Here is a 15482-nt window from a genome sequence, read left to right as displayed (position 1 = left end):
ATGGAAATGGAATTTGCTACTAGTCTAGGTAATCGTAACGCAGCTTCACGAAATACCTCAAAGGTAATTTCCATGAGAAGCATTTCAATGATAGGAGGAAAGGGAACAGCACTTCTCTGAGCAGATAAATTCATCAGAAGTGGTGTTGGAATAATTTCTTGATGAAAACAAGTCACTGCAATAAACAAACTTGGCAATGTCATACTTGTCCAAAAAGAAATATAGCGTAATAAACGTATGAAGGATGAAAAATATACAGATTGATACTCATCTTCATTGGATTGTAAAAAATGTTGGAATAATGATGGGACAATTAGCACAAAAGGTGTTTTATCAACGAGAATCGCAATACGACCATTTAATAGAGCAGCTGCGACAATATCAGGGCGTTCTGTATGATAGATAGTGGGAAATGGTGAATATCCAGGATCTAATAAATAGGATTCAAGATAGGAGCTCTCTAAAATTCCTTCTAATTTAATATTTTCAATTCTCTGTATAAGGATGTTTAGAATTGTTTTGTCAACAAGGTCTTGTATATATATAATTTCAATATTGGTATTTGTAAGTGTACCTATTGTTTTTTGTTGGATACGTAACTTAGGATTTTTTATTCGTTGAAAAATGAGTATTGCATTGGTCTGTAAGGATTCTGTAAATCCATCTCGTGGCCCTCTAATTACGTTTTGAGAAGGTGGATCTGAGATGCTTCGTTCGATAGTATTCCCTGTACTAACAATCAAAGCTTGTTCATGATTTTCGAACAGAAAAACTGTTTTTCCAGAAAGAATCGCATTGACAATATCATGGATATATGAGGTATGCTTAATCTCTTCTGCCGGAATTATAATCTGTTTCAACAGTTCAAAAGGAGATGATGAATCAAAAAATATTGGTTGATCTGGTGCAGTCAAGTGCAAGATATAATCTTGCATTTTTTCTATATCAGATAATCCTTGAAAATAGAGAAGGGCCATCTCTTTATCCAATACTTTAGTGTATTTCGTCATAAAGTATGGGTTTTTTTGAAATTCATTCTGGATGATTTGTATATTTTTTGTGAGATCAGCAGTTAAGGTAGAAGTTTCTTTATTATGGATAAATCTTGAGGATTCCGAATCCATCTTTGCATAGAATTTATAAGATAGTTTCATATATCTCATACAGTACTCACCTACACTCCTTGGTTAATTTTTAAAATATAAGTAAAGTTAAAATAATTAAATACAATATGTTTGCTTATGTTGTTGTAAAGCTTTTATTCCATGTATTTGATTTTTCTTTAAAATTATCATGTATAAAATCCTCTTATTTTATACTGAAAATATGGAAATGAATTTTGGGAAAATTTCTATTGCAAAGTTTTTGAAAGTAGCTCACCTTTTAAAAATAGCATAGAAAGAATTTGCATAAGGTGTTTAATAATCGTTTAGGTACAAAAAATGATTTTTAGAACTTGTCTATATTGATATCACTTCCCAAAAAGGTGCGTGATGAAAAGAGGAAAAGAAAAGCTATTCAAATTAAAGGGCTCTGGTGCAAAAACAGTGGGATATGAAAAAAAGAAAAAGATTCCTAACGGAATTGAAATTTATGCTGTTAAACCAAGAGTTCATGAATAAAATATATCTGCTTTTGGACAGACTTCTGTTCTTGGAAAGTTTGTTCTTTTTTGATTAAATGCAAAGCTTCTATTCCAACAATCATTGTTGTAGCTGTTTGCAAGGATTTCAATCCAAGCATATTCCGAATCCGTGTTTTGATAAACTGGTGGTCTTGATTCCTACTATTGTTTACATATTTTTCACACGAATTGATATAACGTTTGGTATACATTTGTCTTCCTTTAGTTCACATATCGCAACAGGATAGTCTTTATCTCCATCAACAGTTATCAAACGCAGCTTCTTATCATGCCACAAAACTGATGCTAGTCTAACTAATAGACACATGGAGCAGAGAGTTTATACTAAAAACAAATAAACAGGGACAAGGTGTCTTGTACAGAAAAAACTATAGGATGTAGATTATAAAAAAACAAGCTGTTCAACTTTGTAAGGAAAAGGGCCAAACAATTGCTCACACCGCAAGCAATTTAGAAATTTTATAAAACATCACACCGTTGGTGTAATGAATATAAACAAAGTAAGGAAACCGGCTTTATCGGATTTGGGAACATCAAATCAAAAAATCAAGATTTTCTCACTTTAAAGCGACGTAACCGTGAACTCAAGGAGGAATTGGCTATTTTAAAAAAGGGGTTTGGCACCTTCAGTAAAGACCAGAATTAATCTACACATTCATTGTGGATCATAGAGGTGAATTTCGTATAGTGAAGATGTTTCAAGTCTTCGGTGTATCATGTAGTGGTTATTATGCAGGGTTAAAGCGCCCTATCAGCTTACAGAGAAACGGAAAGGAACAGCTAATCGAACAAATCCGAAATGAATATTTACAATCGAATCAAATTTATGGAAGTCCTAAAGTTACAAAGGAATTGCAAAAATAAGGTGTTTGTGTTTCACAAAAAACAGCCGCATATTTGATGCAACAAGAAGACCTTCGCTCTATTACAGTGCGGAAATATAAAGCAACAACCAATAGAACCAACCTTACAATGTATAGGCAAACTTGTTAAATTAAAATATTTTGTAACCAATAAACCGAATCCAGTACGGATGTTAAATCTCACGTACCTTCATACAAAGGAAGATTGGTTGTATTTAGCAAGTATTATAGATTTGTACAATAATGAAATTATTATCTATGAAACCAGTCGAAAAAACGAAGTGTAGTGAGAATTCTCTTACATAGTGATCAATAATCTAAGTATATACCTCGTCAATATAATCAATTACTTACAAAATATCAGATGAAGGCAAGTATGTCTTGAACAGGGGAGTTTTGGTATAATGATGGTATGGAAAACTTCTTTAGTCATTTTAAGATAGAGTGTTTTCATTTAATTTCCTTCCGTAAAGTGCATGAGGCTAAACTTGTCATGCGCAAATATATATTTTTATAATCATCAAGATTTCAAAGGAAATTAAATAGCTTAAGTCCATATAAATATAGCACTCAGGTTACTTAATTGCGTCTTTTAAAAACGGTCTACTTGATAGGGTTCACTGCACTTAAACTATAATTGTATTTTGTAAACAAATTTTTATTTTTTCAAGCTTTGCAACAGAATCGTCTATTTTCATATTCTATGTTTTTTGCACCCAATCCTACTTATTCACTTGCCAAAATCGTTTCAAAAGGCGTTTATCTATGATTTAAAAACGTTATGCCTAGTTTTCTCTAAAAATGTAGATTGCTACAGCCAAGATTTTTCAGTAGTGGCTCCTTTATATTTCCAAAGTTCTTTGGTCATTAATCCTATTTGACTTTGATAAAAGACCCTATTCCTATCGAATTATCTTTTGATGATCCATAGATTTTATGAACTGTTCTATCATCATTACTTAAATAAACAGAACTCAGCATTTCATCAGGGCCACAATATTGTTCTTCGGTTTTACTAGCTTGAGTAGATTTGATGAACCCATATATTCTATTTTTATTTTCCAACGGATAATAAAAATAGAATATAATCATCTAAAATCCAAGACTCAAACGTTACTCCGCTTTTATGAGGTAATTGTTTATCTTTTACATAATAGGGGGTGTTATATTGCGATTTTTCTCTGTTTTTTGTTACAGGATCAGAATGATTTGCAGCGAACATTGTTGTAGGAAATGCGGCTATAATACTCGCTAACGTTATGACACTAATTAAGTTTTTTCCTGTTTCCAACACCCTCATCTACTTTCTAACTCACTATATCAAAAAACAAAAATATATAATCAAACTGTTATAATCTAATGCGTATTTGCTGCTGTATCATTGTCAATAACTCATTTGCCATTACTAACGTTGTAATACAATTAATCATTTATCTGTAATCATTCCATTCAATGGAAATACAGTGTTTCCATTGAATTCCACAATCTGAATTAATTTATCCCCGATTATTTTATAATGTGTAGAAATTGTTTTTCCATTTCATCCTTTATCTAACTAAACATAAAAATACTTTGAATCGTGTTCTGCTCATCAACTATAAATACATCACCTGTATCTTGTTCTCCGCCCATATATTCTGCAAAGGTAATTAATTTCCAGACATTTGGCATAGGGACTGTAAATTCCTACTCTGTTAGTGCTAAATTGTTTTTATGTGAATGAAAGATCGGACGCCTTCTTTCGTTATTTGTATTGCTAAATCTGCTAGTTTTAATTCATCTTGATAAACAAAAGTACCATTGTTGGTGTTAACACCATGATTTGAAGTTGGTAAGCTAATTTGTAAAGAGTTACTGATATTATTGCCACCGATTTTTCTAATCACTAAGGTATTGGTGCATTCTTATTTTTGTTTCATTCCAGCTATTTTATTATTTTGAGAAGTATTCCCTTCAGCATGAATAGACGGAGTTAACATTGTTACATCCATGTCACTTACAACGAATCCTGCTATATAGTGGTATAATACAACTCAGAACCTGTCTAAAATCTTTTTAATAAAATCGCCACACCTGCCAATAAGCAACTCTGTCTACTATTTTCAAGTGTTCGTTCACAGTTCTTCCACAGCCTTCGATAATTTTCCAACCAAGCAAAAGTTCGCTCCACAATCCAGCATTTTGGTAACAAGGCCAATTTGTGAAGTTCAGTGCGATTGATGATTTTAACCGAACCATCAATCGCCTCTTTTATCGATTGTGCAAATGATGGGCCAGTGTATCCACCATCACAAAGTATATTTGTCACTTTATCCAATATTTCAGTATGGCGTTTGTACATTTGGATAGCGCCCTCTCGGTCCGTTATATTCGCAGTTGTGACTTCTATAGCATGAATAAGCCCATTGGTGTCTACAGCGATATGTCGTTTGATTCCTGACACTTTCTTTCCAGCATCATAGCCTTTTTCACCAGCTATCCATGTGTTTTTTACGCTTTGTGCATCTACGATGCAGAAACTGGTCTGCTTTTCACGCCCATCTTGTTCACGATAGGTTTCGGCCAATTTTTTTATGCACTTTTTCGAGAAGACTTGTGCTATTCTCGTCTACTTTCCGCCAAATTTGATAGTAGGCATACACGGTTTTCCAATGTGGAAAATCACTCGGTAGGTTGCGCCATTGGCATCCTGTTGTAAGTAGGTACAGTACGCCGCAGAATGCTTCGTACAAATCGACTGTACGAGAACGCGTCTTTTTACGTGCGTTTTCTAAATCTTTACGAATCAGTTCAAACTGTTCACGGGTTATATTATTTGTATAATTGTGTATCATAGGAAACCTCCTTTTTTGTCTATATTATAGCAAAGATTTTAGACAGGTTCTCATATATATTCAAAAATGATAACTACTCAGCTTAGTTAGAAAAAAAGAATACCGAATACAGGTTTCAGTCCCCTCGTGCAATATCGAATTTATTTAAAATAAACTTTCTAGTATATTTTGGGTGCTATTTCAAGTGTATTTAATGTTGATTTTCATATAAAAAGCCCCAAAGGGGCAAATAAAATAAATACTAGCAAAACATCTTATCACTTTTACAGGTTAAGACTGCAATTGCAATTGACATCCCAGTGCTTCCACGTATTAAGAAATTTATTCTTATCTCTATTAAGGCATACCCGTTATGGGTTTTGGTCTGTGAACTATTAGCTTACAATCATCTTCTCCCTCACATGCATGAACGTTTAGATAGTAATATCCTATATGTTTAGCTTGAAATGTAATTTTATAAAAACTTGGACTTTCATGACTATGGACGCGGTATTTTATTGAAACAGATTAGAATAAAGTTGCAAATGGTCTTATTTTTTTCTGAACAGAACAGGCTATCTGAACTTTTTTGATATCTAATACATAATTACAGGTTTTCTTACAAAAAATGAGAAACTTGAAATGGATTTTTAGGACTTACCCATACTGCCTATCATTTAAACTAGTTTCAATATCAAAAATGTCCATTTTTTAGACAAGTTTATTCGTGTATATATACATCTACAATGTTAAAATAACGATTGAGATTCAATCATTCTGTGTGTGTATCTCTCTAACTGTTTCTTTAAATGTATCTAATCTACTCAATAATCCCTAGTCTTAATCTAGGGATTATTCCCATTGGTTATGTATGTTGCAAACAATCACACTTTAACTTATACTGACAAAATACATATATAATGTCATGAAACAGAAACTGTTCCGGTTCTTTATCTTTTAAGTATCATTATTTGTTTTGATGAAGGTAAGAATATTCCTTAACTAATTATATACTGCGCAATCTATTTAATTTTTTGGTTTTATTAATCAAAATATTCGGATGATATCTAAGTGAATTGAAAGGATAGAAAAAGTGGAATCAGTAAACAAAGCTTTAATAATAACAGTATTAACTCTTCAGTTACCCATGTCAGGAGTGAAGGCTTTGACGAGCCCAAAATATGATTCTATGGAGGGGACTGTAGTATATGATAGGGAAAGAATAATTGCTTCAATTGATAAGCAGTTGATAAATATTAATAGAGGACAAGTAAAAGCAAAAGAAGCTTTAATTCTCAATGCTAATATTGAGGATATTCAAGCATTGATTCAATCTAAACGACCTGGTTAAGAAAAACTGGAACATGGAATAGATTACGCAATGGATTTTGAATACTGATACGGAGTCAGTCCATTTAATGATGAGTGCGGACGAATGGAATGATAATACATATAAATACATTCAACTACTAACTGCGTTACTTGAGCGAGAGAAATCAGTTTTTCACCATGCAAACATTCACGTTTAAAGATACTGAAAAATGATTCGATCACAGCATTATCCTAACAGTTCCCTTTGCGGGACATACTGTGTTGGATCTATTGTTGCTTACAAAAATCAGTAACCGTATAACTCGTAAACTGTGATCTTTGATCACTATGAAATACAATCTTTTTGTGACTTCCATAAAACATTTCTAATTTGCTGAATTGTATCCTTTACTAGTTGCGCCTCTTGATGAGTATCCAAAGAATAAACAAGCACCCGCCGGGTGCTAATATCTAATGCAGCACAAAAATATACTTTCAATCCATTTACTAAACGAAATTCTGTTATCACATATAACTGTTGGAACGTCTTTCTTACCAGGTTTAAAGGAACGCTCACGTACATTTGGAAATATAGGATGGTCTTGCTTTCTTTTTTTATAATACGTGACAACTTTTGACTTTAATCCAGCTCGACATAAAGCTTGTCTTACTTGAGATAAGCTCACCCTAACATCTCTATTTATAAGATAACGGTACAGTTTTCGATATCCCATTCTATCCTTTAAACATTTAAATTGCATGATAATATAAGCCGCTGTCTTTTTACGTTTTTTCTGACCTTCAGTGGCTTTACGATGAAAATAGTTGTAGAAACCACCAACAGACACTTGTAATCGATAGCAAAGTCAGCGCACTCCAAATATGTGGTGATTGTGTTTAATAAACTGAAAACGTGTTAGTTTTGGTTTTTGGCAAAGAAGGTTGCTTCCTTTTTTAATGCCTGGATTTCTCTTCGTAAAGAACGTAGTTCTGCCATATCAGTTCCCTTACTATCTAAAAGTGGAGAAGAATATTTTTTTATCCATGAATTAAGAGTCCCATGTCCTAGATTAAATTCTCTTTGAATACTGGAGATTGTATGCCCTTCTTTGATTACCAATTCAACACATTGTTTTTTTACGTTTCATCATACTATTTTTTCATCTGAAACACCTTATATAGAATAATTTATCTCTAGACTGTGTTCCAGTTTTACTGTACCACCTCAGTTAGTATGTGATTGTAGTTATATAATGTTCAACAAAACATTGCTGGTCTTTGTGATCAATCTTTAATGGAATTTTAAGGTTGATCACATACGACATGAGATATGAAATAAAAGAATATCCCTTCAATTGAAGGGATATTCTTTAAGGAAGTTCTCTAGATGCACTAACAATATATGCAGTGTATGTATGTTTTATACTAAAATAAATTACTTAATAACTCTTAGTTACTTTAAGTATTATGAATTGGAAAAGCTCTACGGTACGATTTAATAAATATTGCTGGTTTAGAAAAAATAAAACCGCCAAAAATTTCAAGTAAAGGGGTGTTTTTGAATCCCTAAAGTTAGACGGTCCACTGATTAAATTATTGATTCATCCGCTCAGGAATAATGTGTACGTCTAAATATCTATTTAATTGAGTTAAAGAAGTTCCAGTGCATTGGGTGCTCATCCAGATACAAAAATACCCTATTCTTTCTTATCTTGATAGCAATGTTGCTTTCACCTAAGAAAGTTTACATAATAAATACAGATTATTGATTTAGGATGCACCAGATAATTTTAATGCTTTTATAGAAAGAATGATGAGTTTATACATAGAATATGGGCTTGAATGGAAAATCGTCTCATTTCAATACCAATTTCGGCAACAAATCTGTCACCAAAGGGAGATGAATTCAACATAGATAGTCACACCTGCATCGCTCTTCATATATGTGGGTGACAATAAAATCAGCATTATTTATTTTTTATACAGCATTTCATAAAGATGTGCATACATACCTTTATACCCTTCGGATTGTCGTGGAGATAATTTTGTGTGTATATAACTTTCGATAAGCATATCAATGATATTGTTAATAGATGTTTTTTCCATACTTTCTTGTTCCTTAATAAATGGTTTCAGAGTGTTTAACTTTAACAAAACTGCAGGTGAAATTTTAGCAGTTTTAGTGGGAATTAAACGAAAATCTATTTTTTCAACAATGGGTGTTTTTTCATTCATAATAATAGGTTCTATACTTTTTTTCTTACCAGAGGTATTATTTCGTCCAAAATCGTTTGTTCCTTTTATTTTCACTTCTTTATCGTGTAATGTATTTTTATTTGGTTGTGAGATAATGGGTTGAAATGATATATGAGACATGAGAAATCTCCTTTCTATGCGTGAATAGTCGCAAAATAATGTTCGTGCTCATGCAGCTCCTGTAGTACATCAATGAACAGTTGGTGCGCTTTTTCATCCCACATATCAATTGTTCCATTACCATTCCTCGTCTTATGAATGCCTTCAATATCATATACTTTTAAACGTTCTTGATATCTAACGATGGTCTGTAGAACGTTCCCACCATACATTTCCTGCGCTTGTTGTAACACTTTATTGTCGACTCGTTTCCCTTGGTGTAACATCATTGGGATAATACCTAAAACTTGTAGATTGGCATGATAAGTTTCTGCTAAAAATTGCATATAAGCAATATAGGTTCGAGCTCCTTCTAAAGATAATTCTTGCGTTTGTAACACAATAATACAATAATCGGCTGCCATCATTGCATTATCAGAGTAATCGCTAATGGTAGGGGGGACATCGATATAAATACGATCATACTTACTTTTTAATGGTTCTAGTAATGTTTTCAAATATGTAATTTGTGAAAATTCATCTTCAGGGAACAAATCAAATAATATTTTTGATAGTTGCCGAAAGGAAGTATTCGACGGAATAATATCCAAATTTTTAATGACGGGAATAATTTCATTCTCTAAATTTTGATTTACAAATCCATCTGTAATAGACGTATGTATTTGTTGAATGTTTCCGGTTTTTGCAAGTATCCTTGTCGCATTCCCTTGAGGATCCATATCTACTAATAAACATTTTTCATCATATACAGTAGCTGTTTCATAAGCTAACATGGTGGCTGTTTTCGTTTTTCCAACTCCTCCTTTAAAATTTCCAATTACATATGTAGTAGCTGGTTTCGTCATATTTGAAATTCCTCCATAAAACGTGAAATAAATATATCTGCATCTATAATATATCATCCATACACCATACGCAAGCGGATACTAATTCGTAGACACTTTTCTACTAATTCGTAACTTCCGTGTGTTAGCAATCTTTCGGAGAAATATCTATATCTACAAAGATTATAGATGAGGTGGTACAGTAAAACTGGAACACAGTATAGAGATAAATTATTCTATATAAGACCTACGGTAGTATGTCAAATAAAAAATAAAAACATTTGAAGTTATCGAAGGGCAATTTACTAAAAAAAGATATCAGGAAACTAAATCAGCAATGTATGTAAAATGCCGGAAACAAAGAAAGGTAGCGATGACAAATTTTATGTCACACTTTCACGCACCTTTTTGGCGTAAAGAGTTGGTGACTACGTAGTAGCGCATCCACCAATCGCACAAGTTTTCTTACTGTTAGGACGAGTGCACGTTTGTGTTGATGTTTCGGTACTTCATTATATTTTTTCATGTAATACTCTTGATAATCTGATACATACTTCCTTACCGAGTTGGCGGCTTCAACTAAGTAATAGCGTAAGTAGTGATTTCCATTACGAGATAATGAAGTGTTTTCAGCAGTGAATCGGCCAGGTTGATGCTTACGCCAATATAATCCGGCATATTTTGCAATCTTAGTTTCATCATCAAATCTTTCGATTTGACCAATTTCAGTGATAATACCAGCGGCGAATACAGGACCGATTCCTGGGATGGATTCTAATGTTTGAGTTAATCCAGCCATGATTCTTTTAATAGATTTCTCCAGTTCCTTAATTTGTTTTTGATAGGCACGCATGACTTCGATTGACGTTCCTAAAAGGACATCGATGGAGTCTTCTACAATCCTGTCTAAACGATATGAAGTGCGAACAGCCTTTTGATGGTCGTTATCTAATCTATTGTTTGCATGTTTTCGCCTTTTTTCGGTACAATGAAAAGAAAGTAGTAGGCAGGGAGAGGAAATCCATGGCCAATCCGTGGTAAGATTCTTTTGTACGATGGTTACTATTACTTCCTGCGAATAAAGATGAACACCTAACACAAATTTTGGAGGCGATTGCAGTGAACCAAGATTCAATGTTACAAAAGGCGATGGATAAATGGGAACATATGAGTCAGGATGCTTCATTCCGTCAAGCGTATGAGGCGCGGGAAAAGATTCTAATGGATGAAGCGGCAGGCATCGCACATGCATTAAATAAAGGAAAAGAAGAAGGGATCCAAGAGGGAATTCAAAAAGGGCTTGAAAAAGGCGTCCAACAGGGAAAATGTCAAATGATTCTCGGTATGCATCGATTACAAGTCCCAATGGAAACCATTGCACAAGCCAGTGAACTCACGATTGAAGAAGTAAAGAAAATCATAGAGCAAGCATAAAAGAGGCGGTCTTTGGACCGTCTCTTTTTACGATGAAACACAACAAAGACAGTTATGCCAGATTGTCTTTGTTGTGTTTGTGATTTTGCAAGTGTTTGTACGTATATATCATATCAAAATAGCTTCTACCGCACAAAAAGAAAAGCCTATATGTATAGAATGTGTTGTGGGAACAATCCTCAAAAAAAGATACAGCCACGATAATCCGTGACTGTATCTTTTCTCTGCGTAAACTCACTATATCTAGCAACTAACCCTTACAGATTGCTCTTCATTTCACAGTATATCCTAACTTGTGGTGAAAATACATACGTTTTACACTAATTCCTTGAATGCCCCTTGGCTCTCTGGTAGGATATCCATTATTTCCATCTGCATAATTTATAAATAAGATGGTCTTTGGCAATATTTTTTTGCAATTGCAATAGCGATATCAATTGCTCGTTGTAGTACAGCCTGTTTGGACTTAAAATCTATAAGACCTAAATTAAACTCTTCATTAATTTCATAATCATTAATCGCAACAAAACGGTATTCTTTTGGGATTGATTCATTATCTCAAATTCAATGAAATGCATAAGAAGTATCAAAACATAATAATTCGATTTTGAATGTATTTAGTGTACTAGCTTGACGGAATTGATAATACTCGACGGCGTATAAATAATCCCCTTCATGATGGTAATTGAAGTCTTTTGAAAAATGCATCATTAACACTCCTCGTAGTTTATTGAAAATTTTTATATTAATAATTATAGTTTAAGTAACTTGTCATAAGAGAAATCTTTCACTGGTAAATAATCATATTTATCCATCTTTTCTTGATTTATAAATTGTTGAGCAAGTTTACCTTCATGTCCTAGAATAGTTAAAAATGTTCTGAATTTGGAAGAAAGGTTGTTTTGGTGAATAAATGCTCTTAAGTTATATAATTCTGAATCGGTACTTGCACTAAGAAGTAATGATATATCTAGGCTTAATAATCTAGATTGTACCTTCTCTGGCAAGTCACAAAATGCAATTTGTAATTCATCCACTGTTGAATCTAATTGAGGATGGGAATTTTTCAATTCTGAATGCATGAAAGGATCTTCTAATCCTGCATATACTTATCTAAAATCTTATCAAAAACCTGCAAAATATCTTGTAATATAACGTCCATACTAATACTTCATTTAGAACATTTTGAATAATCTAATCATATAAAAATTGATAAATATGGAAATCAAAATCTTAAATAACGTTAGAAAAAAGAGGACAATGAAATGATTCTAGATTATTAAATGTAAAACTTTATTATTGAAAACGAGTTTTGCAAAAGATACAAAATGTTAAACTTATAAAAGGTATTGATATGTAGCAATCAATTTTACAAATTATGAAGAACTATAGGCTTAGTTTTACAAAAAAATTAACAAATAAAGCGGATGTTTTATAAGTGTCTTAGCAGGTATATATGCTGCTAGATAATGTGAGGGAAAGGATTTATGCATGTGGTATGTGGATACCGTATGGAGAAGTAAAGATGTACTTTGCATGTAAAAGGGTCAAATGGTATCGGAAATGAGAAAATGAGTTTGGAAGAAGATAGAATATTCATTTTTCTTAGGTGTATATGGTAAGAATGTGATAGTCTATAAATAAGATGATATACGTAGAGAATAATTCGTGATTTACGATATATAAAAGTAAGAAAATGGAAGCACAGTGAGTAATGCAAGAAGAAATGCGTGAAAAAATCGAACTGCTTCTAGCTTTCATCATCAAACAAGAAAATAACTGGCACCTGTGCTGTTAGTAGAACAACATTCTCTTTGTGATACAGATTCAGAAGTGGTACATCGTATACTAGCAGCTGCACCCATACAGGGGTGGGCCACAGCTCTGAAGAATTGATCAGTCATCTATTAAAAGTGAAAGAAAAAATATTTCGTGTACAATTGGTTATAGAAAAACAAGAGAAATAAATGAGTGAATTTTATAAATAGGAAAACGAGGAGAGAATATCATTTGAAGTAAACAAGAATCTTACGAAAAATAGACCATTTAGGGAGAATTGTCATACTGAGAGAAACAAGAAGGTTACTGGAAATAGAGAAAAAAGACTGGGTAGAAATCTGTGTAGAGGGAGAAGAGATTATTCTGCAGAAATATAAGGGATATGACGTTTGTTCCATTACGGGAGAAGTATCTTCCCAGCATATTAAGCTGGGAAGATGGAAAGTTGACCTTGAGTCCAGGAGGAGCAAAACAGCTTATACAGGAATTAGAACCATATCTTGTAAAATCCTAAGAAGAAGGGGGAAGAAATCGTTGGAAAGAAAATCACAATTACTACAAGAGAAAAGAACAAAAGATATGGTATCCTTTCAGGAACAAGTACTACAAGAAGCAGTACAAAGAAAAAAGAACATGACAATGATTTTGATAAATGGATTTCATATCAAAGGAACGATAACAGGGTATGATTTATATTCGATTTTGTTAGAAGTGGAAGGGAAACAACAACTCGTGTATAAACATGCTATTTCGACAATCCGATTATAAAAGAAACAGAAGCATGAATCTGGATGATTTCATGCTTCTGTAGAATGATAGCCAGATACATATTTAGTTGTTTACAGCTTCTTTTAATGCTTTTCCAGCTTTAAAAGCAGGTACTTTTCTGGCAGGAATGGTTATGGATTCTCCAGTTTGTGGATTGCGTCCTTCTCGTGCAGCACGCTCTCGCACTTCGAATGAACCGAACCCGATTAATTGTACATTGTCTCCGTTTTGTAGAGTTTCTCGAATGGATGCGAATACGCTATCTACCGCAAGACTGGCTTGTGTCCTTTTTAGTCCTGTTTGTATTGCTACTTTTTGAATTAATTCTGTTTTATTCATCAGGCACCTCGTATGATTGTTGTTATGTGAATCTTAGTATAAATCGAAAAAGAGAACGGTGCAAGATAGTTTGGGAGCTGTTCATGATAGAACCGAAAAATATGAAAATCTTGTCAAAAAAGAATGGAGGAGAAAAAAGAGCATGAACAATGTTTTTCACACAGAGCGAAATGATTTAGAACGTATTTCAGAAATGCTCAAGGTATTAGCACACCCTGTTCGTCTCCAAATGGTCCATCATTTGTTAGAGAAAAAAGCTTTAAATGTTACAGAATTACAACGGTATTTCGACCTACCCCAATCCACTATTTCGCAACATCTTGGTAAGTTAAAATCGCATAAAGCAGTGGCATATGAGCGAAAAGGATTAGAAGTATTTTATCGAGTGGACGATGAAAAAGTGAAACAAACGCTGCAGATACTGCTAGGCTAAACAGATAGTTTCGTTTATTTGTCTGGTCATGTGCGGATAAAAATAATGATCGAGGAGGGGTATTCTTCTATGAGCGGAAATGTACATTGCAATTATATAACAATAAAAGAAACTTATCTTTATCTATGTCTATTTAACAGTGGAAGAAATCCCTTCTTCACAAGCATTACAAATACTGGGACAGTTTGTTCCTGAAGAAATACCAGGTGCAATCAGACAAGCGCGTCGGTATCGTATACGGAAAAATGGAGAAGAATTGTTTGGATACTATAGAAAGAAACATCCGAAATTATTTGATAAGCAAAAGTTATACACGTATGAAGAGTTGAAACATCGAGCGGCGAACTATGGTTCGTCTCATTTGGTGATTCATCTTTAATCCAGATAGGTCACTATGTATGCATTATGTTCTGAAAAACAGATGAACCGTCTATTTTTTATAAAGAATTAAAAAAACGACTGCTCAGATTTATTTTTAACGAAAGAAGACGCCCAAGAGAATCCATTTCTATGTAAAAAATGTTAAAGGCTAAAAATAAGGTAATAAAAGCGTTTAACGTAATTAAGAAAAAACAAGCTGATTATGCAGGGTTATATGCATGTTTAAGCGGCAATACAAATAATTTCACGTATCGCATTTTCGGAGAACTAATAATCACCACCCTATAGTCATCAAGGGTTGCGTCCTCTCTTCCGTATCCGCTACAATAGAGATAGAATCCACACAAAGAAAGGTGACTCACTCTATGAATCAACCTCTAGTCAATTTACGAGTCGATTTTGCTTTCAAGCAATTATTTGGTGTACAAGGACAAGAGGAATTACTGATTTCTTTTTTAAATGCAATCTTGCATGAATCCTTATCTACACCGATTGTATCCTTAAAAATTGAAGACC

Annotated in this window: 17 protein-coding genes and 5 pseudogenes; 9 read left to right on the top strand and 13 right to left on the bottom strand. The window is 33.3% G+C overall.

The window, feature by feature from the left end; all coding sequences use genetic code 11:
- On the bottom strand, positions 1–1163 hold a 1163-nt coding region (locus tag ACQRBL_RS29810), incomplete at its 3' end, for a spore germination protein (RefSeq protein ID WP_427736177.1).
- 428 nt (positions 1164–1591) lie between these two features.
- Positions 1592–1907: pseudogene (locus ACQRBL_RS29805) on the bottom strand (DDE-type integrase/transposase/recombinase); the annotation flags it as partial.
- 425 nt (positions 1908–2332) lie between these two features.
- On the opposite strand from ACQRBL_RS29805, the gene ACQRBL_RS29800 reads away from it, so the two are divergent.
- A complete protein-coding gene (locus ACQRBL_RS29800; RefSeq protein ID WP_197230390.1) occupies positions 2333–2509 on the top strand; it encodes a transposase in 177 nt (58 codons plus the stop codon).
- Between the two features lie 411 nt (positions 2510–2920).
- Complete coding sequence (locus tag ACQRBL_RS29795) at positions 2921–3025, top strand: IS3 family transposase (protein ID WP_197230391.1); 105 nt, start codon at positions 2921–2923, stop codon at positions 3023–3025.
- 537 nt (positions 3026–3562) lie between these two features.
- On the opposite strand, the gene ACQRBL_RS29790 is transcribed toward ACQRBL_RS29795, so the two are convergent.
- The 3 genes from ACQRBL_RS29790 to ACQRBL_RS29780 form a co-directional block, all read right to left on the bottom strand.
- Positions 3563–3799 (bottom strand): hypothetical protein, encoded by a 237-nt coding sequence (locus tag ACQRBL_RS29790; protein WP_242068190.1) that lies wholly within the window; start codon positions 3797–3799, stop codon positions 3563–3565.
- Between the two features lie 409 nt (positions 3800–4208).
- The gene (locus tag ACQRBL_RS29785) at positions 4209–4394 is read right to left on the bottom strand and encodes a hypothetical protein (protein ID WP_242068191.1); all 186 of its coding nucleotides are present in this window, start codon (positions 4392–4394) and stop codon (positions 4209–4211) included.
- A 158-nt stretch (positions 4395–4552) separates the two neighbouring features.
- Positions 4553–5342, bottom strand: a protein-coding gene (locus tag ACQRBL_RS29780; protein WP_411996589.1) for an IS5 family transposase whose coding sequence is annotated in 2 segments (ribosomal slippage) — positions 4553–5056 and positions 5058–5342 — 789 coding nt in all. Because the reading frame shifts where the segments join, the coding sequence is not laid out codon by codon here.
- 1072 nt (positions 5343–6414) lie between these two features.
- Between ACQRBL_RS29780 and ACQRBL_RS29775 the strand changes: the two genes are divergently transcribed.
- Positions 6415–6672 carry a hypothetical protein gene (locus tag ACQRBL_RS29775; RefSeq protein ID WP_327939518.1) on the top strand — a complete coding sequence of 86 codons (258 nt, stop codon included), beginning with the start codon at positions 6415–6417 and terminating at the stop codon, positions 6670–6672.
- Positions 6673–6695: 23 nt separating this feature from the next.
- Here the strand turns inward: ACQRBL_RS29775 and ACQRBL_RS29770 are convergent, their stop codons facing one another.
- The 5 genes and pseudogenes from ACQRBL_RS29770 to ACQRBL_RS29750 all read right to left on the bottom strand — a co-directional run.
- Positions 6696–6875 (bottom strand): IS3 family transposase, encoded by a 180-nt coding sequence (locus tag ACQRBL_RS29770; protein WP_080672502.1) that lies wholly within the window; start codon positions 6873–6875, stop codon positions 6696–6698.
- 673 nt (positions 6876–7548) lie between these two features.
- Positions 7549–7752: a hypothetical protein gene (locus ACQRBL_RS29765; protein ID WP_241752557.1), complete on the bottom strand. Its 204-nt coding sequence runs from the start codon at positions 7750–7752 to the stop codon at positions 7549–7551.
- Positions 7753–8603: 851 nt separating this feature from the next.
- Complete coding sequence (locus ACQRBL_RS29760; protein ID WP_023523828.1) at positions 8604–9008, bottom strand: hypothetical protein; 405 nt, start codon at positions 9006–9008, stop codon at positions 8604–8606.
- A 14-nt stretch (positions 9009–9022) separates the two neighbouring features.
- Complete coding sequence (locus ACQRBL_RS29755) at positions 9023–9853, bottom strand: ParA family protein (RefSeq protein WP_197230393.1); 831 nt, start codon at positions 9851–9853, stop codon at positions 9023–9025.
- Between the two features lie 367 nt (positions 9854–10220).
- A pseudogene (locus ACQRBL_RS29750) lies at positions 10221–10769 on the bottom strand (transposase); the annotation flags it as partial.
- Between the two features lie 86 nt (positions 10770–10855).
- On the opposite strand from ACQRBL_RS29750, the pseudogene ACQRBL_RS29745 reads away from it, so the two are divergent.
- Positions 10856–11266: pseudogene (locus tag ACQRBL_RS29745) on the top strand (Rpn family recombination-promoting nuclease/putative transposase); the annotation flags it as partial.
- Between the two features lie 564 nt (positions 11267–11830).
- Here ACQRBL_RS29745 and ACQRBL_RS29740 read toward each other — a convergent pair.
- The gene (locus tag ACQRBL_RS29740) at positions 11831–11974 is read right to left on the bottom strand and encodes a hypothetical protein (RefSeq protein ID WP_372584476.1); all 144 of its coding nucleotides are present in this window, start codon (positions 11972–11974) and stop codon (positions 11831–11833) included.
- A gap of 44 nt (positions 11975–12018) precedes the next feature.
- Positions 12019–12348 (bottom strand): hypothetical protein, encoded by a 330-nt coding sequence (locus ACQRBL_RS29735; RefSeq protein ID WP_023523832.1) that lies wholly within the window; start codon positions 12346–12348, stop codon positions 12019–12021.
- A gap of 943 nt (positions 12349–13291) precedes the next feature.
- Here ACQRBL_RS29735 and ACQRBL_RS29730 point away from each other — a divergent pair.
- Positions 13292–13559, top strand: a pseudogene (locus ACQRBL_RS29730) (AbrB/MazE/SpoVT family DNA-binding domain-containing protein).
- Between the two features lie 20 nt (positions 13560–13579).
- The gene (gene hfq, locus ACQRBL_RS29725) at positions 13580–13813 is read left to right on the top strand and encodes an RNA chaperone Hfq (RefSeq protein ID WP_023523833.1); all 234 of its coding nucleotides are present in this window, start codon (positions 13580–13582) and stop codon (positions 13811–13813) included.
- Between the two features lie 63 nt (positions 13814–13876).
- Here the strand turns inward: hfq and ACQRBL_RS29720 are convergent, their stop codons facing one another.
- A complete protein-coding gene (locus ACQRBL_RS29720) occupies positions 13877–14152 on the bottom strand; it encodes an HU family DNA-binding protein (protein WP_197230394.1) in 276 nt (91 codons plus the stop codon).
- A gap of 142 nt (positions 14153–14294) precedes the next feature.
- Between ACQRBL_RS29720 and ACQRBL_RS29715 the strand changes: the two genes are divergently transcribed.
- From ACQRBL_RS29715 to ACQRBL_RS29705, 3 genes and pseudogenes are all read left to right on the top strand, one after another.
- Positions 14295–14585: an ArsR/SmtB family transcription factor gene (locus tag ACQRBL_RS29715; protein WP_043924963.1), complete on the top strand. Its 291-nt coding sequence runs from the start codon at positions 14295–14297 to the stop codon at positions 14583–14585.
- Positions 14586–14654: 69 nt separating this feature from the next.
- Positions 14655–14964 (top strand): annotated as a pseudogene (locus tag ACQRBL_RS29710) (hypothetical protein).
- 367 nt (positions 14965–15331) lie between these two features.
- The coding region (locus ACQRBL_RS29705) for a PD-(D/E)XK nuclease family transposase (protein WP_427736179.1) at positions 15332–15482 on the top strand (151 nt) is incomplete at its 3' end.

The sequence above is a fragment of the Bacillus sp. AF62 genome (assembly GCF_050312695.1).
GTDB lineage: Bacteria > Bacillota > Bacilli > Bacillales > Bacillaceae_G > Bacillus_A > Bacillus_A cereus.
Note: the sequence above shows the minus strand (reverse complement) of the source record. Positions and strands in the feature narration are given on the sequence as shown.

Excerpts from the sequence above, each read along its gene's own strand:
- ACQRBL_RS29715 (WP_043924963.1), top strand. The coding sequence starts at position 14,295 with ATGAACAATGTTTTTCACACAGAGCGAAATGATTTAGAACGTATTTCA.
- ACQRBL_RS29740 (WP_372584476.1), bottom strand. The coding sequence starts at position 11,974 with ATGCATTTTTCAAAAGACTTCAATTACCATCATGAAGGGGATTATTTA.
- ACQRBL_RS29720 (WP_197230394.1), bottom strand. The coding sequence starts at position 14,152 with ATGAATAAAACAGAATTAATTCAAAAAGTAGCAATACAAACAGGACTA.
- ACQRBL_RS29760 (WP_023523828.1), bottom strand. The coding sequence starts at position 9,008 with ATGTCTCATATATCATTTCAACCCATTATCTCACAACCAAATAAAAAT.
- ACQRBL_RS29755 (WP_197230393.1), bottom strand. The coding sequence starts at position 9,853 with ATGACGAAACCAGCTACTACATATGTAATTGGAAATTTTAAAGGAGGA.
- ACQRBL_RS29735 (WP_023523832.1), bottom strand. The coding sequence starts at position 12,348 with ATGCATTCAGAATTGAAAAATTCCCATCCTCAATTAGATTCAACAGTG.
- ACQRBL_RS29795 (WP_197230391.1), top strand. The coding sequence starts at position 2,921 with ATGGAAAACTTCTTTAGTCATTTTAAGATAGAGTGTTTTCATTTAATT.